This window comes from Stieleria magnilauensis (assembly GCA_007753675.1).
Classification (GTDB): Bacteria; Planctomycetota; Planctomycetia; order Pirellulales; family Pirellulaceae; genus Stieleria; species Stieleria magnilauensis.
The window spans coordinates 4,406,329-4,427,851 of sequence record CP036432.1; the positions used below are offsets into that span (position 1 = coordinate 4,406,329).

Sequence of the window (21,523 nt, forward strand, 5' to 3'; positions counted from 1 at the left end):
ATGCACAGCATGCCCGACGTCCCCGCCTCCCCATCGTTCTGCCCCGTATGATTCTGCGTTCTATCGTTTTGCCCCCATCGTTTTGCCATCATTCCCAAACCATGAACCGAGCCGCCACCACCTGCCTGCTGCTGATCCTCACCGTCTTCTCCGCGTCGACGCTGCCCGCCCAATCCGTCAAACCCGCCCGTCAAGCCCCCGCCCGTCAAGCTCATGCGCACAACGACTACCTCCACGACCGTCCTTTGCTGGACGCCTTGGACAACGGGTTTTGTAGCGTCGAAGCGGATATCTATTTGATCGATGGCGAGCTACTGGTGGCCCACGACCGAGACAAAACGTCGCCGGACCGCACCTTGCAAGGGCTTTACCTCGATCCACTGCGGTCTCGCATCAAGAAGAACAACGGCAGCGTCTACGGCGACGGACAAACGCTGACGTTGTTGATCGACATCAAATCCGAAGGCGAATCAACCTATCGCGCCTTGGACGCCGTGCTATCACAGTACACCGACATCTTGTCCCACGTCGACGAGCAAGGCGTTCAACCGGGCGCGGTCACCGCGATCATCAGCGGCAATCGTGCGGTCGACTTGATCGCGGCCGATCCAACGCGCTATGCCGGGATCGACGGCCGGCTTTCAGACCTGGACAGTGACCTGTCACCCGACTTGTTGCCATTGATCAGCGATCACTGGGGACGCAACTTCCAATGGCGCGGTGAGGGAGAAATGCCGCAGGCGGATCGTGAAAAACTAGAACGTGTGCTCCAGCAAGCTCACGCCGACCGTCGCCGTGTGCGTTTCTGGGCGACACCTGACAAGCAAACCGTTTGGGCTGCCCTGGCCGACGCGGGCGTCGACCTGATCAACACCGACGACCTGGTCGGGCTGGCCGAATTCTTGCGATCGCGATGACGCAGGCAGACGCGAGATCGCGGCGGATCGGATAGACTGCAGCCTCGTTGCCCCCGCATTTCCCCGCGCCTTTGACTGCTCGCCATGCGAACCACGCTCGCTTTGTTTTTGTCCGTTCTCGGATCGATCATTCACGCACAAGACGTTCCGCCACCGAAGCATCACGTTGCCGATCCGGCCGATGCCTCGATCACCATCTCCTCCGCCCGGGATCCGATCCGGTTGACCCATGGCCCGATGCTCGGCCAGCCCACCGCGACGTCGATGCGGGTCTGGGCGCGGACGTCCGATCCCGGACAATTCGAAGTCCATTACGGCACCGCGGCGGGCGCGATGGATTCGGTCAGCGAGCCCGGTGAGACGACGATCGGTCACGACAACACCGGCGTCGTTGATTTGGTCGAGCTGTCAAGCGACACCCGGTATCACTATCAGGTTTGGGTCAACGGGCGGCCCCACGGCTTGCCGGGCAGCTTTCGGACGCTGCCGAGTGCGGATCAGTCGCGGAACGAAACCTACAATCCCGACGGCTTGTTCAATTTCCGTTTCCAGATCGGCTCCTGTGCCAACCAAAATCCGCTGCACGGCAGCGGGCACCGAGCGACCACCTACGAACATCTGGTTCGCGACTGGGCCGACAAAGTCCACTTCCACGTGATGAACGGCGATTGGCTGTACGAAGAACAGCGGCGGTATCCGCCAGACGCCTGGCAGCTCGTTCAAGGAGCCAGTGCCAAACCGCGAGTCGCCCAGATCGCGCCCACCATCATCGGCGTTTGGGAAAACTACAAACTGTACCTGGATCGTGGTGAAGCCCTGTCGCAGTGGCATCGTCATGTGCCCAGCTACTTCACGTTCGATGATCACGAGTTGGTCAATGATATTTGGGGTTCGGCGGAAACGGGCAAACGTCACCGCCGCACGGTCTTTCGCGACATCGGCACGCAGGCCTGGTACGACTATTTAGGCTGGGCCAATCCGACCGAATATCACCACCCGATTCATTTCGGCAAAGCGACGATGCGCCGCGACAGCGAACTGCTGTACGATCAAAACGCCGACTTCACCAAGATGCCGCTGGCGGAAATGGGCAATCTGCACGTCCACTGGGGCACGCCCGAAGCCGGCGTCAACGACATGGAATTCGACGACGATTCCGGCCACAAGAATTCTTATGTTTACGACATCGTCGAAGTCATCGATCCGCACACCCTGCGGCTACACATGAAAGCCAAGATCGATGACACCAATGTCAGCTATTCGATCGGTCGACGAAGCTATGGCAAGAAACGTGTGGGCAATTGCGAGTTTTATTTCCTCGACACCCGCGGTGATCGTCAAATGCACGACGTCACCCAGCGAGACAAACCGGGCGTTTCGATGCTGGGCCGGCCGCAACGCGAATGGTTGCTGCGCAGCATGCGTGAAAGTGACGCGGATTTCCGCTTCGTCATCTCGACCGTCCCCTTCATGATTCCCCACAGCGGTGCCGGCGGGTTTGAAGCCGACGCGGCGAACAAGGAAGAAGCTTGGACGGGATTCTTTGATGAACGCGAGCAGTTGATCGCCGAATGGGAAAAGATCGGCAAGCGGGTCTTTGTGATGACCGGAGACTTGCACAACAGTTTTGCGATCAAGGTCACCGACAACGTGTGGGAGTTCTGCTGCGGACCGCACAACAGCGTCAACCACGTGCCGGTCAACGACGAGAGCGACCGCCCGGCGACGGGCAAGTTCAAGTTCGGACCGCGGGAATGCGACATCCGTTGGAGCAGCTACATCCTGCCGGATCTGCCGCGTCTGGAGCGGTTGTACCCGTACTTCTGTGTCGTCCAAGTCAACAACGTGTTCAACATGCCCCAGAAGTTGGGCGACAAACGTTTGGTCGCCTACCCGCACCCGCAAGTCGTCTTCCAGTACTACGACGGTCGAACCGGGGAACTCGCCTACGCCGAATCGATTTCAACGGAACGTTGAGACCGCCGGCGACTATCCCGCCACCCTCCTGGTAGAGGCGGAAAGGTGGATCCACGGATGAAAGGGGTGCTGTTTGACCCGCTGCTCGCCACAGTACATGCAGCTCATGCGTCGTTTGCTGAGCGTGCGTCCGCACTTGCCGCACGAGTCCGTCCCGCTGCCCATCTTTCCGTCGGCCACTCCATCGCGCAAGTCGATCTCACTCACCTTGGCCAACAACTGTTCGTCGCTGAGTCCTGAATGGTCCCGGGCGACTTCCCAGAGCGCTTGGCATGTCAGCGCCAGAGACTCGATTTTGTCCTCCAGGCGAGCGATCTCGAAGTGAACGTTCTGTGATTTTGATTCCGCCCGGGCTGCCGTTTCGCTGGCATCCCAAATTTGCGATTGTTGATACAGTTCCCACAACACAAGAGTCTCTCCTTTATCACGGATCGTTAGACTGACCGTGCCATTCGTCGTCACCCAGCCCGGGCTTAAGCAACAGGAGTAGCATCGGAACATTTGCGGTGACTTGCTGCCGAGGCGCCTGCGCGCTGGCATCGTTCGCATTGTATCCGGTCGACGCAGAGGATGTTCAGAGCGTCTGGGATTGATTGCTCAGCGATCTGCAAGAGTTGAATCCGCGCATTGGACGAATCACGTCCGCGCCTCGGTCGATGTAACCCGCGCGAGTTCAATGCTCCGGTTCAACGCACAATGTCGTCTTCGTCGCAGCGGTCGATCGCGTGGGCGCTGGCCAACAGAAAAAATCGGGTCGCCTCGACGATCGCTTCGGCGCTGATGCCGCCTCGGATCGGGATGTGGTAGTCAAACACGATGGACTCACGTTCGTTGACGTGTGCCCGGACCGTCGAGATGTCGTTGTTGACGCGATTGACGAACTCCAGCTTCGCGGCGCGATCGGTGTTCTCTTTGACGCCGACGAAGGTCATCAACATCAGTCGCTCGTTCTCGGCCGTTTGCATCACGTAACAGGAAACGCCACGCGTGACGACCAGGTCGCCATCGTTGTCACGCCGCACTTCCAGATCCGTCGGCTCAAAGATGGCGTCGAGTGTTTCTTCGGTCAGGTCGTTCGGTCGCAGCACTTCGTTGATTGGCATGTGATTTCCGGGGGCCAGGATGGATGCATTCGGCTTCAGGCGTGTTCGGCAAACCGACTTCGCCACGCCCAACCAAAACGGTAACGCCAACGGCTGTCAATGCCAATCCAATTCGCTGGCCCCAACCGCCGCGGGAAAGGGCCTTGCCCTCCATGGGACACAGGAGACCAATCGGACATCGAAGTCGTATGCGACTTATCCATCCTGTTTGTCGATCATGACCTACCGGGTGCAGATCCACCCAACAAAAAAACAGGCCCGCTGTTTCCAGCGAGCCTGTTTTGTGGTTCGTGCTTCAAACGCGGCGGCGGATCGTCACCGCGTCGGCGGCTGAACTCAGCCCGAGATCTTGGCGACCAGGTCCAGGACCTTGTTGGAGTAACCCCATTCGTTGTCGTACCAGGAGACGACTTTGACGAAGGTGTCATCCAATTGGATTCCGGCACCGGCGTCGAAGACCGAGGTGCGGGCTTCGCCACGGAAATCGGTCGAGACGACTTTGTCGTCGGTGTAGCCGAGGATGCCCTTCATGCTGCCTTCGGCAGTTTCTTTCATCTTGGCGCAGATTTCTTCGTAGCTGGCACCCTTTTCCAGTTCGACGGTCAGGTCGACGACGGACACGTCCGAGGTGGGAACGCGGAACGCCATGCCGGTCAGTTTGCCGTTGAGTTCCGGGATCACCTTGCCGACCGCTTTGGCCGCACCGGTGCTGGACGGGATGATGTTTTCCAAGATCCCACGTCCGCCCCGCCAATCCTTCTTGGAAGGACCATCGACGGTCTTTTGCGTCGCGGTGGCCGCGTGCACGGTGGTCATCAAACCGCGTTTGATTCCGTAGTTGTCGTTCAAGACCTTGGCGATCGGTGCCAAGCAGTTGGTCGTGCACGAGGCGTTGGAGACAAACGTTTCACCGTTGTAGGAGTCATCATTGACGCCCATCACGAACATCCGTGTGTCGTCTTTGGAGGGAGCCGACATGACGACTTTCTTGGCGCCGGCATCGATGTGCCCTTGGGCGCCTTCGGCGGTCAAGAAGATCCCCGTCGACTCGACCACGACGTCCACGCCGATGTCGCCCCAAGCCAGTTTGCTGGGGTCGGTTTCCGACGTCGCACGGACGGTCTTGCCGTTGACGATCAAATTGCTGCCGTCCACCGCGACTTCGCCCTTGAAGGGGCCGTGCACGGAATCGTACTTCAGCATGTAAGCCAAGTAATCGGTGTCGAGCAAGTCGTTGATGCCGACCACTTCGATGTCGTCTCGGCCGATGGAAGCGCGAAAGACCAATCGTCCGATTCGACCAAAACCATTAATTCCTACTTTGATAGCCACTGTTCGTTTTTCTCCTCATTGGGGTAGACTCAGCCAATTCGCTGGCCGGCATCGGATAAAGGTTCGATGAGTCAGCGGGAGCCCATTCTCACTCGCTTGGAGAAGCTGCGAATCGCTGCGATGAGCTGCAGTCGTGGCGCTGATCATGACGCCGGGATTATAGGAAGACAAATCCGTTTTGAACCAGCCCCCGCATTCCCCCCGTCCCCCGGACTGGCTGCGACCGCCCGGCGTCGCCGCCGGGACTTGGCAATACGTCCATCAGCGGACGATCGCACGCCACTACGACGACTTTGTGGCGGACACCCCGCTCTGTGAACTCGATCGACGCTACGTCTTGGAAACGCTTGCCGCCGTTTCCGCCGATCGGGCGACAGAACGTGCCGCAGAATCCGAGGATTCCCGCCCCGTGATCCTTGATCTGGGAGCCGGCACCGGTCGCTTGGCCGATCCCGTCCGTCAACTCGGCTACGACGTCCTGGCCGTCGACCTCAGTCAATCCATGCTAGAAACCCTGGTGGAGCGTCACGGTGATCAGGCAGCGGAACATCGGCGCGCGGCCGGAACGATCCTGCCGATGCGTGCCAATTTGGTACAGCTTGATGCGATCGCCGACTCCATCGCCGATCACGCGATCTGCATGTTCAGCACGATCGGCATGATTCAGGGCCGAGCCAATCGCGTTCGCTTTCTGTGCCATATCGCACGCGCCGTTCGCCCCGGCGGCTGCCTGATCCTTCATGTTCACCGACGCTGGGCGGCCTTGCGTGAAGCAGGCGGAATGCGGCGGCTGTTGCGCAGTTGGATCCATTCCTTTCGAAGTGACGCGGAATTCGGCGACGCGACCTATGCCTACCGCGGGCTCGACAAGATGTTCATGCACCGCTTCAGTGAACGCGAAATCAAATCGGAATTAAAAACGGCCGGCTGGACGGTCGAGCGGATCGACCGAGTGGGACTCGACGGCAGCGATCTGGCGAGGTCGGCTTGGGATGCGAGCGGGCTGTTCTTGGTGTGCACGCGATAAAGAGGGGCAGGCGGCGGATGTCGGTGGGGTAGGAAAATTTTGGAGTTAAGAAAATTTCCCAAAATCTTCCTACCTCCAAAATCTTCCTACCTCTACCGCGACTCGATCCGGGATCGGACCAGCGACACGATCTGCTGCAGCACTTCTTCGGGCAGCATGCCGTCGGTGTTGACGACCACGGCATCTTCGGCGGCGCGAAGTCGTCCGACGTCGCGCATCCGGTCTTCCAGGTCACGTTGGTTTTGCGCCGCCAAGACGTCTTCCAGCGAAACATAGCGTCCCGAATCGGCCAATTGCCGCATCCGTCGTTTGGCGCGTTCGACCGGCGATGCCGTCAAGAAGACTTTGCACTCGGCATGTGGAAACACTTCGGCGCCTTGATCGCGTCCCTCGGTGACGATGTCGCGTCCCTCGGCAATGTCCCGTTGGATCTGTGACAATTGCGTGCGGACGGCGGGGACGTCGGCCAAGTAGCGAATTGACTGGGTGACCTCCGGGGTGCGAATCAATTCCGAAACATCTTCCCCGTCGAGCCGGACGGTGCGATCCTGCCACGACAGATTGAGGGTAGCGACGAATTCGGACAGTCGTTCGGCGTCTTGCAAATCGATTTGGGCGCGGATCGCGGCCAGCGTTGCCGCTCGATAGAGCGCGCCGGTGTCCAGAAATTCGAAGGCCAGTTGTGCCGCAACTTGGTGCGCGATACTGCTTTTGCCGGCACCGGCGGGGCCATCAATGGTGACGATCAACGGAAAAACATCCTGTAATTGACGAAGTAAGATCACCGCCTATGGTGATGGCGCGACCCACGTTGTGCAATTGGGAGGAACTTCGAATCCCCACAACGATCAGGCTCCTCGCCCCCCACACCTGTCGTTTTGATTCGTGCGCGACTACCTGAAGCTCCACTTCGTCGTCTTGATCTGGGGCTTCACCGCGGTGTTGGGAAAGCTGATCGAATTGAGTGCGACCCAAGTCGTGCTGTACCGCAGCGCCGCCGCGGCCGCGATCCTGTTCGCCCTCCTGCCGCGCCGCGCGGCGGTTTCCAAACCACTCGCCGTGGCCTTGATCGCCAACGGCATGCTGGTCGGTGCACATTGGATTTTGTTCTTCCTGGCGGTCAAAGTCGCAAACGTTTCGATTTGCATGATCGGCATGGCCACCACATCGTTTTGGACGGCGCTGCTGGAACCGATTCTGATTCGAAAGGTTCGTTTTCAGTGGGGGAACCTGCTGTTGGGCTGTGTCGTGATTGCGGCGGTTTATTGGATCTACCGTAGCGAGACGCGATTTCACTACGGACTGTTGGTGGCGTTGGTCGGCGCGGTCGTGGCCACGTTGTTCTCGATCATCAACGGACTGTTTGCGGGCAAAGTCCATCCGCAATCCGTTGTCATGTACGAAATGGCCGGCGCCGGCGTGTTCTGCGGATTGGCGCTGGTCACGGCCGACGCCGTGGGGTTCCCGCTTGATTCGGACCGCTACTGGCCGACGGCCCTGGAATGGCTCTGGCTGGCGATACTCGTGCTGGCCGGCACGGTCCTGGCCTACCAGATCTACGTCGAACTGCTGGATCGACTTTCCGTGTTCACGATCAACTTTGCCAACAACCTGGAACCCGTCTACGGCATCTCGCTGGGGGCGTTGTTCTTTGGCGATCACGAACTGCTGGGTAGTCGTTTTTACGCCGGCACGCTGGTGATCCTGGCGGCGGTGATCGTCCAGCCCTGGCTGATGAAAACCAAACGCACGCCCGGGGCGGAGTGATCCGATAGAATAGATCGCCCGCCCGATGAACTCCTGTAGGTACGTCGATGTTTGATCCCGCCGACATGCTCCTTAAGCCCCGACGGCGACCGACCTGGCTGTTGTGGGTCGCCTTCCTCGTCACGGTCTCGGCCGTCGCGACAGGACGCTGCGTTGCGGAGGACCGGACGATCCAGCTGACGGTCGTCGATTCCGACACGGGCGCGCCCCTGGCCGCGCGGTTGTACCTGCAATCGACCGACGGCACCCCGTTCTATTTTCGGTCCGATGCCCCGACCGGTTCGGCGGTGCGATACGAAAAACAGAACTGGATCAACAAGCAATCCGTCGAATACCACACGACCGTCTCGGCACACCGCTGCTCGGCGACGGTGCCCGAAGGCGAGTACCGCTTGATCGTCCAGCGTGGCAAGACGTACTTTCCACATCGACAGACGTTGACCGTCGGAGCGGACGACCTTGATCTGACGGTGCGTTTGAAACGTTGGAACAATCCTCAATCCCGCGGTTGGTATTCCGGGGACACGCACCTGCACCGCACGATCGATGAACTGAAGAATGTGATCGTCGCGGAAGACTTGAATGTCGCATTGCCGCTGACGAACTGGGTGACGATCGCCGACCAGGCACCGCGTGCAGGAAACAAAAACCTGACGGACATCCCCGATGGGTTAGTCGTCGTCGATCCGACGCATGTGATTTGGCCGCGCAATACCGAATACGAAATCTTCACCGTCGCCGGACAGCGACACACCCTCGGTGCGTTGTTCGTGCTCGGACATCGAAACGGGCTGGAAACAGGCGTGCCCCCATGGCGACCGGTCGTCGAATCGGTCCGGTCCAGCGACCCGGGCGTGTTGTTCGACATGGACAAATTGGATTGGCCGTTCGCGATGGTGTTGCCGACGATCGTTCCCGATGCGTTGTACGAATTGTCCAACAACCACGTTTGGCGAACCGAATTCGCCTTTCGGAAATGGAACACACCCGCACCCGCGTACATGCAGCCTCCTCACGGTGCCAGCGAAGGCGGGCATCGTCAGTGGATCGACTACACCTTGGGTATGTACTACACGCTGCTGAATTGTGGTTTTCGCATGCCACCCTCAGCCGGAACCGCCAACGGAGTCCATCCGGTTCCGGCGGGGTTCGGTCGCGTTTACGTGCACCAGCCCGACGGATTTGAGTTCGAAAGCTGGATGCGGGGATTGAAGGCGGGGCGGTCGTTCGTCACGACGGGGCCGATGCTGTACGCCCACGCCGCGGGACAAGATCCCGGACACGTTTTCCGATTTAGCGAACCACAAACGATGCCTCTCGCGATCGACATTCTCTCGCAGACCAAGTTGTCCTACGGGGAACTGCTGATCAACGGTCGCCCAGAAACACTGCTTCGACCGCAAAACCAAGTCACGTCCGATGGAGCCTTTCGATCGGCGTTTTCCATCGACGTCTTGCCGAAACGATCGGGATGGTTTGCGGTCCGGTTTTGGGAACCCCGCGAGGACGGGCAGTCGCGATTCGTCCACTCGGCACCCTGGTACGTCGAGATCGGCGATGCCCCCGTTCGCCCGATGGCCCATGAGAAACGTTACCTGATCTCTCGGGTCGAAAACGAAATGCGTCGCAGTCGGGGCATCGTTCCCGATGCCGCGATGCAAGAATACGAGCGAGCGCTGGCGTTCTACCAATCTCTGGACCTGCACGACGATACGGCCGACGTGGCGGCCGAGGCGAGACAATCCGAAGGACAACCACTCGAACGCTGGCTGGACAACATGATCCTCGATCACCGCTTTGACGTCGATGAAGTCAGGCGGGCGACCGGACTGTCAACCGCAGACGTCATCACCGCGATGCAGCGGCGCGCCGACGAACGGCCCCAATCCGGATTCCGCATCTTGCCCTATCCCGGTGGCCGACATCCGCGGATCGGGTTTCTCGACGGAGCGATTCGGCCGCAACGTGAAACGAAGGTCAGCGTGTTCACCCCCTGGGCCGACGGAGGCTACGTGGTCGTCGATGTGCCCGAAGCGGTGTTCTCGAATCTGGGGCTGACCTATCTGGCACACGAGCACATCCCGACGATCTGGACCGAGCAAGACATCGATCTGCCACGCTTGGAATGGTCACGCGAGGGCGACACGCTGAACGTCCAGCGAAAGCTGCCCGGTGGGATCTTGATCGAAAGTCATGTGACCGAACAAGCCGGTGCAGCCAAGATGGAATTAAAACTGACCAACGGTACCCAGGAAAAATTGACGGGATTGCGCGTCCAAGTCTGTGTGATGCTCAAGGGTGCCGTCGGGTTCAACGCACAGGAGCAACTTGAGAGCGTGACGGCACCGCCCTTCGTCGCAATCGGTGCCGAAGACTCAAACCGCTGGATCATCACGGCGTGGCAACCGAACCACCGCGTCTGGACCAACCCGCCGGTGCCCTGCATCCACTCCGATCCGATCTTTCCCGACTGTGAACCCGACCAGACGGTCACCGTCAGCGGCGGATTGTGGTTTTACGAAGGCGACGAGATCCAAAGCGAACTCAAGCGTTTGGCCGATCAACCCTAATCAGGTGGAATCACATGAAAGCGACCATGATTGCGCTGTGTCTGGCGATCGTTGCGGTCACCTCGTTCGCGGCAGACTCCGTGCCCACGGTGCCCGTCGACGGGCAACCCCTGGGCGCCAACATCACGCGTTTGATCGAGGCACTGGAATACCTGGGACAGCCGCTCGATGACGAGATCGCCCGTTCACTTCGGGCGGCCGCGAAACAGCGTGATGCTGCGGCGCTGCAAGAAATCCTCGACGACCACGTGCTGTTCGTCGTCTCGTTGAATCCGGAGGTGCGTGTCAAGGTTGCACGTGGGCCGGCGCCGGCGAAACTGCAGCAAGCCGGTTACACCTGTCACATCGTCAAGGTGCTCAACAACAGCACGGTGACCCGTTCGCTACGCATCATGAGTCCCCAAGCCGGACCGGTTTATGCCGGTGCGGCGGAAGCGATCTTGAAGCGTCAGGCGCAAACCGAACTCAAAGAAAACGAAAACACCGATCGCGCCACCGATCGTTTCCTGGAACTGGAAATGTACAACGCCCAACCGATGTCAGCGCAGCTGAGCGGTCTGGAAGTCGAGTACGCGTTGGCGATGATCTATTGCAGCGAACGCGGTCAACGCGAAGCGACGATCGGGTTTGACGTCGGGGCCGGCACCCAAGACATCGGGTTCCGCGGTGAGTTGCCCGTCTTGTTTGACGTCCGGCCGGCCCAACCGCTGACGCTGCGGATCAAAGATATTGACGGCGCGCCGACGACCGCGCGATTGACGTTTCGCGACAAACTGGGGCATGTGTATCCGCCCCAAATGAAACGGCTCGCCCCCGATTTTTTCTTCCAGCCACAGATCTATCGCGGCGACGGCGAGACCGTTTTGCTACCCAGCGTTGAATTGGAAGTGACCTACAACCGAGGCCCGGAGTACAAGAACGTCACGACAACCGTTGCGTTGCAGGATCCAACCGTCGATGAACTGTCGTTGCAACTTCAGCGCTGGGTCAACCCGATGGCGTTCGGGTTTTATTGCGGCGACCACCACATCCATGGAGCGGGGTGTTCGCATTACGACAACCCGACCCAAGGCGTGACGCCCCGCGACATGTTCGCCCAGGTCAAGGGTGAAGGATTGAACGTCGGTTGCGTGCTCACTTGGGGGCCGTGCTTTGAGTACCAACGCCGTTACTTTTCACCGATCGCCGACACGGTCAGTGAGCCGACGACGATCCTGAAGTATGACTTGGAAATCAGCGGCTTCGGCTCGGCGGCGCTCGGACACGTCTGCCTGTTGCGGCTAGACGACCAGACCTATCCCGGATCCGGCGGCACCAAGGAGAAGGGCTGGCCGACGTGGACGGTTCCCGTCATGCGTTGGGCTAAACAGCAAGGCGGCGTGACCGGCTACCCGCACTCGGCGATGCACGTCAATCCCGGCGCCGCGGCCCAGCGGATGATCCGGCGCTACGATCGTGATCAGGACCAGTTCCTGAGCCGTGCGGAAACGTCAGACGCGCTGCTGCCAAAACCGTTTCCCAAAACGGACATCGACGGCAATGGAAAGCTGGACTTGAGCGAACTCGCCCAAACGATCGACGCGGCGGCTGATGAGATCCCCAATTGGTGCGTACCGGAAATGAACGGCGCCGGCGCGATGGAAATCTGCGTCAGCACGGCCGAGGGCGTTTGCGATTTCATCAGCGCGATGGACACCGAACGCATCCCGGAATGGAACACCTGGTATCACCTGCTCAATTGCGGGTTCCCATTGAAACTGAGTGGCGAAACCGATTTCCCCTGCATGAGCAGCCGGCGAGTCGGTCAAGGGCGGGTGTATGTTCAATTGGGCGATCCCCAGAACTTTAATTTTGACAGCTGGTGCGAAGGGTTGCGACGAGGCCAGTCTTATGTGTCCGATGGATTTGCACACGCGTTGCAGTTCTCCGTCGATGGTCAGACGCCGGGCAACAACGATGTAACACTGGACGTCCCCGCGTCGGTGTCGATCGAAGCCAAAGTCGCGTTCGCGGCCGAACAGCCCAATGCGGTCGCGTACGGCGGAATCATGCCTTCGGGCGGACGCCGGGTCGTCGGAGACACGCGACTGTTGCACGCGCCGCGAGAGTCCGGAATCCAGCGAGGCGGGAACCGTATGGTGGAGATCATCGTCAACGGCAACGTCGTCGATTCACGTGAAATTCCTGGCGATGGCCAGGTTCACGACCTGTATTTCCGCGTCCCCATCGAACAGAGCAGTTGGGTGGCGCTGCGTCAGTTTCCGCAACTGCACACCAACCCCGTCAACGTGATCGTAGCCGGCAAGCCGATTCGGGCGTCCCGCGCCAGTGCCCGTTGGTGCGAGGAGACGATTCACTTGCTATGGAAAAACCGCGAGCGATTCATCGCCGAAGATGAACGCCCCGAAGCGAGAGCGACGTACGACCGGGCGATCGAAACCTACCGAAAGATCGCCGCCGAAACGGCGTTGTAAGGCATGCATGACTACTGACTGAGCAAATCGCTGGCGTGGATGTGGACATACGCATCGAACCAGTCTTGGCGAGTGGGTAGGTCATCCGTCGTGAGTTCGTTGGATTCCGCTTTGCTCCGCTTCCAACGGACTTGTGCGGGCGTCATCGATTCCCAATCGACTGAAACCGCGTTCAGGTCGCTCTGCTTGAAGAGTTGTTGCACCGCGTTGTAACCGTCCGCCGTTTCTTTCTGCAGCCGTTCCAATTGCGGCGCGAGTGTTTTGGCCAATCGCAATGGCCGCACCAATCGCAATAATTCCACGATCGGATCGGAGTGCCGGAAATCACGCGTCGTGCTGACACTGATGTGTGAGACCCAGCTCTCCGGATAATTGCGCACCGCGAATTGACCGGGGGTGTGCCCGTTGAAGTAGGGATCGCCGAGTGGCGGATACGCATTGCTCCATTCCAGGCGGTTCGTTTCTTCAAATCGTTTGACGATTGCCTCGGTCAACGATTTATCACCACTGACGCGCGACGCAAATTCAAGATGTTTGTCCTGTTTCAGCCGCAGGACCGCTAGTGCGGCGGACAAATCAACCGGTTCTGTTTCATCGTCGGCAATCAATTGTTTGCAGAGGTCGAAGATCAGTTCGCCGGTCCAACCGCCTTCCGTTTCCCAGACCCAATTGCCCAACCAAAACATCGGCGAGATCAGGGGATCATCCGAGAGTGTCACTTCCCGCAGACGGTCACGCAGTTGTTTCCGCAACGTTGCGTCGTAGTTGGGATCAAAGGCGATCGCCACGCAGTAATCACGTGCCTCGTTGACCAGCTGAACATGACCGTCAGGGACCAGCACACTCTGCAGAATCCAGCGGCAAATCGCTTCGTGCGTTTCGATGTCGTCGCTTGCGATCCGACTCGCGTCGATCATTTTCGCAGCCCACCGCGGATCGCCACGTTCAAGCTGTTCGATCAGAAACGTTGCCAATTCATCCTCGGCGACCACGATCCCCAACGCGCGGGCGACATCGACCTTGGAAATTCGTTCATGATTGGAGATCACGATGTCGATCACTGCTGCCGCATCGTCGGGTGTCGCCAACGCCAACACGGCTTGCATGGCCGCTTTCAACCGAGCCTCCTCACGTTCGGTCTCGATAATGTTCAACCATTGCTGCAGCGTTTGACCTTCAAAAACGGGGACTTTTTCGGCGATGGGTTTGCTGTTCGCTCTGGCCGGCGTTCCGAGTGGAAGGTGGGGCGGTCCCGGCAAACCGACGGGGCTGCCGGTTCGCGGCGCGTCGAAATACATGAACAGCTCGACCGCGGGTTCGGCGTACCATTTCTTGTATGCCTGGTTCAGTTTCGTTTCGACCTGTTGCAGCGTCTGGTCGCGCACCGAGACGACCCCCAGCAAAGGTGGCTTGATCGTCGCGTCGGCCATCACCGTCAACTCCATTTCAAGCTCGTTGGCAGCCGATGAAGTCAGCTTCAATCGTTGTCCCGGCCGCAAGGTTTGGTCCGATGCGGGGATCGGCGAGCGGTCCTTCAACGCGGCGATGAAATCACTCGGGCCAGGTTGTGCAGCGACGGCCGCCAATTGTAAATCCTTTGATTCGCGGATCCGCGCGATCGTGGTTTCGCCGCGACGAATCACAATCGTTCCCTTGTCGATCGTCACTTGATCGCTGCCCGCCCCCAAGACCACCTGGTAGGCACCTGATCGCAAACGCGTCGTATTCACCCCGGGTTCGACGTTAAGTTGCGCGGCCGGTTCACCGTCTTGGATTAGACGGACTGAGACCTCATCGACTTCCGATTCGATCACCAGTTGCCCCTCGTTGGTCTTTAGGATGATTGCAATCCCCGCAATCAAGAACAGCGGCAGCGCAGCGACGGCGATCCACCAGCGACGACGCGGCGGGGGCTGTTGATCAGCCGCGGACAACGTCCAGGTCGCCGGGCCGGTGGGAGGCTCGGGAATCGACTCACGCGGCATTTCGTTCGATGCGTCGTGGACCAGCGCGGCCAGATCGCATCCGACGCAAAACTGTGACAACGCCTCGGCCACGTGCGACGCACTGGCCGGCCGCTGGTCGGCGGCAGACAGCAGACTGGCGGTCAACTCGACCAACTCGGGCGGTAAATCATCACGCAACGTATCCAGCCGGGGCGGCCGATGGTTGGCCAGCAATCGCAGTTTTGCCAAGGGTGACAGATCGGGGGCGGCTGCGAGCGGCGCTCGGCCGACCAGCAGACGGAACAACGTCGCACCGAGTGAATACAGATCAGCCCGATAGTCGACCGCGGTCGGCTGCTCGGCTTGTTCGGGTGACATGTAATCCAACGTTCCCATCAGCTGACCGACCGTCGTCAATTCGGCCAACTCGCCGTCCCAGCGGCTTACCTGTGCGAGCCCGAAATCCAGAATCTTCAATTCCCCATCGCGGCGCAACATTAAATTTGAAGGTTTGATGTCGCGATGCACGACGCCTTCGGCGTGGGCGTGTGCCAACCCGAGCGCGGCCTGACGCACGACTTCGCACGCGTCGGCGACGGAGAGTTTCACCGCACGGGCGACCTGGCTGAGATCCAATCCGTCGATGTATTCCATCGCCAAGTAGTGAACGCCGTCGTGCTGCCCCGCATCGGTCGCGTTGACGATCGATGCGTGTTCCAAACTTCCGGCCGCGCGGATCTCACGCAAGAAACGCTCCAATCGTTGGTCGTTACCGGTGGGCGCAGCCGGCAGCACCTTGATCGCCACCTGTTTTCCGAGGTCTCGATGACGTGCCAAGTAAACGGTTCCCATGCCGCCGCGGCCGATCGGCCGCAGCAACTCGTAGGGCCCGATCCGCTTGCCCGGTGCCATCATGCCGTTCGCGGCGTTGAAGTGGTTGGATTGGTCTGCGCCGATGAGCATCCGCGAAGACTCCAAGGCATTCTGCACGACGGGATCCAGCGGATTCGATTCGCCGGTTGCCCCCGATCCGGCGCGAAGCCGCCGCACAATCGTGTCGCCTTCACCCTCCAGCGATGCGAGCGTTTCATCGCACGATTGACAAACCGCCAGATGCGATTCGATCGCGGCGGATTGGAGTTCGTCCACGGAGCCGCCCAGGTAATCGCGCAGCGTGCTGGCTTTCAAACAAGCGTCGGTCTTGGCCATGATCATGATGGGGTGACAGCCGTTGGTGGAGTGTGTGACAATTCGATGCTAACATCATTTAGACTGATGCACGCAATTGGTCCGCTATTTCCTAGAACGATCCGGGTGTGACAGTGGTTTCTCAAAACGCCGATTCACACGCCACACGAACCAGCCTGCTCGGTCGCGCCCGTGATCGTGACCCGCTGGCCTGGAGCGAACTGGTGGATCTATACGGCCCATTGATCGCACATTGGTGCGGCCGCTGTGGGCTGGATCCCCATGCCGCGGCCGATTGCACGCAAGAGGTTTTTGCCGCGGTGGCGCGATCGATCGGAGAATTCGAAACGAAGCACCCCGGCGGTTCATTCCGGGGGTGGTTGTGGACGATCACGTCCAACAAGGCAAAGGACCGTCACCGCGCCGACGCGCGACACGTCCGAGCCGATGGAGGAAGCACGGCGTTTCGGACGCTGAGCGACATCCCTGATCCGATTGCCATCCCCGACGAAGAGCCGACCGGTGACGATCAACTCGATGAACTACTCGGCAGGGGATTAAAACAGATCCGCCACGAGTTCGCAGACAAGACGTGGCGAATCTTTGAGCGAGCGGTCATCGACGAGATCCCGTCGGCAACCGTCGCCGAAGAGTTTGGCATCACTCCGGCGACGGTTCGGCAAACACGCAGCCGCATCCTCCGACGGCTCCGCCAACATCTCGGCGACGTGAGTTAAGCGTCCCGCCTGCCTACCCCACCCTGGCCACACGACGCGTCACCGACGCATAGATCAAGCCGTACACCGCCACCGCGATCATCGCGACGACAAACGTGCCCGTCCACAGAGCCGTCGGCCCGAAACGGTACAACACCGCTCCGCCGATCGGAGCACCGATCGTCAACGCCGATGCGTAGCACATCGTAAAAATCCCCAGATAGCTGCCACGCAACTCGTCCGGAGCCATGTCGGTGACGATCGCCTGGTTGAACGGGGCTTGAAGAATCTCGCCCAACGTCCAAATCGCGATGCACACCGCGACAAAGACCAGACCGCTGCCGGTGGCCGTCAGCCCAAACCCGATCGAGATCAACACGCCGCCGATCAACACAATCGTCATCGCGTTGAAACGTGACAACCAATGCGTCAGCGGCAGTTGAAGGACCACGATCAACAACCCGTTGACGGACATCAGCAATCCGAATTGCAGGTTGCTGTAACCCAATTGCCGAATGTAAATCGGCAACGTGGACAAACCTTGCACAAACACCAACGCGATCAACAAGGTCGAGATACAAAACGACAGGAACGGAAGATCCAATCCGATCGTTCGAACTGACCTGAGCCAAGATCCGCGCGGCGACCGCGAAGGTTCCGCTTCGACAGACACTCGACGCGGATGGGTCTCTTCGATCGTCAGCGCAATGATCCCGCCGTACGCAATCATCGAAGCGGCATCGATCCAGAACAGCCACTCGAACGAGTAACCGGCCAGCAGCCCACCGATCGGTGGCGCGATGGCAAACCCCAGATTGACGGAGATGTACATCAGGGCGAACGCGTGCGGTCGGCGATCGATCGACACGAGATCCGCGATCATCGCAGCGGCGGCCGGCCGATACAGGTCCGCCACCAAGGCGAACACCCCGACCGACAGCATGAACAACCAACGGTTCGTCACCGTCGAAAGCAACAACAGAATCGCGGCGCCACCGAACAGCGCCAGCAACATCACGCCACGCCGTCCAACTCTGTCAGCCAAATGCCCGCCGAGCAACGACCCGGCCATCGAGCCCAAGCCCAACACGCCGATACACGCGGTGGCAAACGGCACGCCGAACCCGAGTTGTTCGCTCGCATAGATCGACAGAAACACCAACACGAACGACCCGGCGCGGTTGATCAGCGATCCCAAGCATAGGATGCGTACCGGTAGGGGTAATTGAAGGTAATCACGGAACATACGTCACGGCCTCGTCGCCAGGTCCATCCGGTCGAAACAGAAATGATCCCAACAGGACAGGACTAGGGCCCCCCAGGTTCGCGACTGGCTGCGGGCACTGGCCCCGCTGGCACAGGCCCCGCTGAGTCTTGGCAGCAAAGGTAGCGACTGAACATCTGCTGGTCTGGCAGGCTACAATGGACGCCATCCCCGCCTTCCGCCCGAAACGCCCGCCGTCTTTTCATGTCTCGCCTGTCCTGCACGATTCTGGTCGCCTTCCTCGCCCCGCTATGTGGTGTTTTTGACGGCATTGTTCTTGGAGGTGCTGCTGATCACGTCGCTGCTGCTGATGTCGACTTTGATTCGCAAGTCCGCCCGATCCTTTCGGACAAATGTTTCCAGTGCCACGGTCCCGACGAAGCGACTCGTGAAGCGGACTTGCGGTTGGACACCGTCGAAGGGGCGCGGGCTGATCTGGGCGGGTACGCCGCCTTTGTCCCCCACGACCCGGAGAACAGTGAAGGGCTGAGGAGAGTGCTGTCGAGTTATCCCGACGAAGTCATGCCGCCGCCGGATTCCAAGCTCACCTTGACCGAGCGGGAAAAAAAGATCTTGCAAACGTGGGTCCAGTCGGGTGCCACTTGGTCGGAACATTGGTCGTTCGTTGCCCCGAACATGCCCGATGTCCCAGAGGACCCGTCGTCGTGGTCACGAAATGAAATCGATCGGTTCATCCGAGCCCGGGCGATCGCGGCGGGAGTCTCGCCGCAAGCGGAAGCGGATCGCGAAACCTTGATTCGCCGCGTCACCTTGGACTTGACCGGGTTGCCACCGACTCCACAAGAAGTCGACGCGTTTTTGGCCGACCCATCCGATGACGCCTATGAACGATTGGTCGATCGACTGTTGGCCTCGCCACGCTACGCAGAACGGATGGCGTGGGACTGGCTCGACGCCGCCCGCTACGCCGACACCGACGGCTTTCAAGGCGACCCGACACGAACCATGTGGCCGTGGCGTGATTGGTTGGTCGATGCGCTCAACGCCAACATGCCCTTTGATCAGTTCACGATCGAAATGCTCGCCGGCGACCTGCTGGACAACCCGACGCCCGAACAGATTTTAGCGACGGGGTTCAATCGCAATCACATGTTCAACGGAGAAGGCGGACGGATCGCCGAAGAGACGCGTGTCGAAAACGTCTTCGATCGCGCGGAAACGACCGGCACCGTTTGGCTGGGTCTGACGATGACGTGCTGTCGTTGTCACGACCACAAGTTCGATCCGATTTCGCTGAAGGAATACTTTCAGTTCTACGCGTTCTTCGACAACACCTCGGAAACGGGACGCAGCGGTCGCGGCAAGACGCCGCCGGTGCTGAACTACCTGGACGAGGATCAGCGTCGGCGACGAGACGACGTCGCAGCGGAACTGCAATCGATTAAAGCCGAACTAACCGCACCGCGTCCCGACTTGGACAACGACCAAGCCGCATGGGAAATCGAATTGCGTGCCAAGCTGGCGTCCGATAGCGGTTCGGCCGAACTGGGACCCTGGTGGCAATTGGGGCCGATCCCGGCTGACGGGCGGCGAGCCTTTGACCAAGATCTCGGTCCCGAATCCGGTGTCGAACTTACGTCGGCCGTCGGCGAACTCACATGGACAAAGCGTGCGGACGTCAAAGACGGCGTCGTGCAGCCCTTGCCGGACACCGTCGGCGCGACGTATTTCTATCGCAAGATCGACTCGTCCTCCAAACGCACCCTGCAACTGTCTCTCGGCAGCGACGACGCCATCAAAGTCTTCTTCGGTGGCAAAGAAGTGCTGGCGAACTTTACCGCCAGGGCGGCGGCCGCCGATCAAGAACGGTTGCAGATCGAACTGGCGCCCGGCGAGAACGAGTTGCTGATCAAGATCGTCAACACCGGAGGGATCGGCGGTTTTTATTTCAACAAGACCAGCGAATCGGTTTTCGGATTGCCGACCGAAGTGGTCGCCGCGGTCAAGACAGAGCCGCAGAAACAAACGCCGGATCAGCGCAACGTTTTGCGAGAACACTTCCGGTCTAAACACTGGCCCCAATGGAAGACGCTTGCGCCGCGGCGTGATCAGCTGAACAAACAACTCGCCGCGTTGGACAAACAAGCGGTCACGGTGATGGTGATGGATGACTTGCCGAGTGATCGGCAACGCCAGACGCTGATCCTGGAACGCGGGGGCTACGACAAGCCGACCGATGTGGCCGTGCAACCCGGCACGCCGGCGGCGCTTCCGCCGTTGCCGGACGATGCCCCCCGCAACCGTTTGACGCTCGCCCGCTGGCTGGTGTCCCCGGCCAACCCGCTGACCGCACGCGTGACCGTGAATCGCTATTGGCAAACGTTCTTCGGGCGCGGCATCGTCGAATCCACGGAAGATTTTGGCCTGCAAGGCGATCGCCCGACCCATCCGGATCTGCTGGACTGGCTGGCCACCCACTTTGTCCAAAGCGGCTGGAACGTCAAACAACTGCACAAGCTGATCGTGATGAGTGCGACCTATCGACAATCATCCAAGTTCACCCAGGAATCGCTTCAATCCGACCCACAGAACAAATGGTTTGCCAGGGCGCCTCGCTACCGCCTTCCCTCCTGGATGCTCCGCGATCAGGCATTGTCGGTCAGCGGCCTGTTGAGCCCCGAACTGGGCGGCCCTGCGGTCAAGCCGTACCAACCCGAGGGCATTTGGGCCGAAGCCACGTTCGGAAAGATCCGCTACACCCCCGACTCCGGCGAAAAACTTTACCGCCGCAGCCTGTACATTTTCTGGCGCCGAATCGTCGGGCCGACCATGTTTTTTGACGGAGCCAAACGGCAAACGTGTGAAGTCAAACCGACCCGGACCAACACGCCGCTGCACGCACTAACGACACTCAACGAGACCACGTTTGTCGAATCGGCCCGGATGATGGCCCAACGGGTGCTTCAGGAAAAAGAGTCCCAGACCGCACGCTTGGGTTATGCGTTTCGATTGGCTACGGCGCGCAAACCCAAGGACCGGGAATTGACGGTTTTGAAAAACCGCGTCGAACAACTGCGCCTCGATTTTGACTCCAACCCCGAAGACGCGTTGCAGTTGCTGTCGGTGGGACAGTCGCCGCGTGATCCACAACTCGACCCCGCCGAGCATGCCGCCTACACCGTCGTCTGCTCCATCCTATTGAACCTGGATGAAACGTTATCGAAACCGTAAGCGGCCGTCAGTGAACTTTAGCGCAACGGCGCGAGCCGTCCGGTGCTGCA

The 21,523-nt window shown here is 59.8% G+C and carries 14 protein-coding genes; 8 read left to right on the plus strand and 6 right to left on the minus strand.

The window, feature by feature from the left end; translation table 11 throughout:
• The first annotated feature begins 101 nt into the window (after positions 1-101).
• Both TBK1r_RS15635 and TBK1r_RS15640 read left to right on the plus strand, forming a co-directional pair.
• Positions 102-917, plus strand: a complete 816-nt coding sequence (locus TBK1r_RS15635) for a phosphatidylinositol-specific phospholipase C/glycerophosphodiester phosphodiesterase family protein (RefSeq protein ID WP_145212356.1) — start codon at positions 102-104, stop codon at positions 915-917.
• 84 nt (positions 918-1,001) lie between these two features.
• Entirely contained in the window at positions 1,002-2,894 is a 1,893-nt protein-coding gene (locus TBK1r_RS15640) for an alkaline phosphatase D family protein (RefSeq protein WP_145212360.1), read from the plus strand.
• 12 nt (positions 2,895-2,906) lie between these two features.
• Here TBK1r_RS15640 and TBK1r_RS15645 read toward each other — a convergent pair whose 3' ends face one another.
• The 3 genes from TBK1r_RS15645 to gap form a co-directional block, all read right to left on the minus strand.
• Positions 2,907-3,302, minus strand: a complete 396-nt coding sequence (locus TBK1r_RS15645; RefSeq protein WP_145212363.1) for a hypothetical protein — start codon at positions 3,300-3,302, stop codon at positions 2,907-2,909.
• Positions 3,303-3,580: 278 nt separating this feature from the next.
• The gene (locus tag TBK1r_RS15650) at positions 3,581-3,997 is read right to left on the minus strand and encodes a YbjN domain-containing protein (RefSeq protein ID WP_145212366.1); all 417 of its coding nucleotides are present in this window, start codon (positions 3,995-3,997) and stop codon (positions 3,581-3,583) included.
• A 336-nt stretch (positions 3,998-4,333) separates the two neighbouring features.
• On the minus strand, positions 4,334-5,329 hold the full coding sequence (gene gap / locus TBK1r_RS15655; protein ID WP_145212370.1) for a type I glyceraldehyde-3-phosphate dehydrogenase: 996 nt from the start codon (positions 5,327-5,329) through the stop codon (positions 4,334-4,336).
• Positions 5,330-5,507: 178 nt separating this feature from the next.
• Here gap and TBK1r_RS15660 point away from each other — a divergent pair, with 178 nt between their 5' ends.
• Positions 5,508-6,356: a class I SAM-dependent methyltransferase gene (locus TBK1r_RS15660; protein WP_145212373.1), complete on the plus strand. Its 849-nt coding sequence runs from the start codon at positions 5,508-5,510 to the stop codon at positions 6,354-6,356.
• 92 nt (positions 6,357-6,448) lie between these two features.
• Here TBK1r_RS15660 and cmk read toward each other — a convergent pair whose 3' ends face one another.
• Entirely contained in the window at positions 6,449-7,105 is a 657-nt protein-coding gene (cmk, locus tag TBK1r_RS15665) for a (d)CMP kinase (protein ID WP_145212376.1), read from the minus strand.
• 136 nt (positions 7,106-7,241) lie between these two features.
• Between cmk and TBK1r_RS15670 the strand changes: the two genes are divergently transcribed.
• From TBK1r_RS15670 to TBK1r_RS15680, 3 genes are read left to right on the plus strand one after another with little or no spacing between them, the layout of a single operon-like run.
• Positions 7,242-8,123, plus strand: coding sequence for a DMT family transporter (locus TBK1r_RS15670; protein WP_145212379.1), 882 nt, complete (start codon positions 7,242-7,244; stop codon positions 8,121-8,123).
• A 47-nt stretch (positions 8,124-8,170) separates the two neighbouring features.
• Positions 8,171-10,693 (plus strand): CehA/McbA family metallohydrolase domain-containing protein, encoded by a 2,523-nt coding sequence (locus TBK1r_RS15675; protein WP_145212382.1) that lies wholly within the window; start codon positions 8,171-8,173, stop codon positions 10,691-10,693.
• Between the two features lie 14 nt (positions 10,694-10,707).
• A complete protein-coding gene (locus tag TBK1r_RS15680) occupies positions 10,708-13,167 on the plus strand; it encodes a CehA/McbA family metallohydrolase (RefSeq protein WP_145212385.1) in 2,460 nt (819 codons plus the stop codon).
• An 11-nt stretch (positions 13,168-13,178) separates the two neighbouring features.
• Here the strand turns inward: TBK1r_RS15680 and TBK1r_RS15685 are convergent, their stop codons facing one another.
• A complete protein-coding gene (locus tag TBK1r_RS15685; RefSeq protein WP_419581387.1) occupies positions 13,179-16,322 on the minus strand; it encodes a protein kinase domain-containing protein in 3,144 nt (1,047 codons plus the stop codon).
• 107 nt (positions 16,323-16,429) lie between these two features.
• On the opposite strand from TBK1r_RS15685, the gene TBK1r_RS15690 reads away from it, so the two are divergent.
• Positions 16,430-17,038 carry an RNA polymerase sigma factor gene (locus TBK1r_RS15690; RefSeq protein ID WP_145212390.1) on the plus strand — a complete coding sequence of 203 codons (609 nt, stop codon included), beginning with the start codon at positions 16,430-16,432 and terminating at the stop codon, positions 17,036-17,038.
• A 13-nt stretch (positions 17,039-17,051) separates the two neighbouring features.
• On the opposite strand, the gene TBK1r_RS15695 is transcribed toward TBK1r_RS15690, so the two are convergent.
• Positions 17,052-18,263, minus strand: a complete 1,212-nt coding sequence (locus TBK1r_RS15695) for an MDR family MFS transporter (RefSeq protein WP_145212394.1) — start codon at positions 18,261-18,263, stop codon at positions 17,052-17,054.
• 222 nt (positions 18,264-18,485) lie between these two features.
• Here TBK1r_RS15695 and TBK1r_RS15700 point away from each other — a divergent pair, with 222 nt between their 5' ends.
• Positions 18,486-21,473: a PSD1 and planctomycete cytochrome C domain-containing protein gene (locus tag TBK1r_RS15700; protein WP_145212398.1), complete on the plus strand. Its 2,988-nt coding sequence runs from the start codon at positions 18,486-18,488 to the stop codon at positions 21,471-21,473.
• Positions 21,474-21,523: the final 50 nt, after the last annotated feature.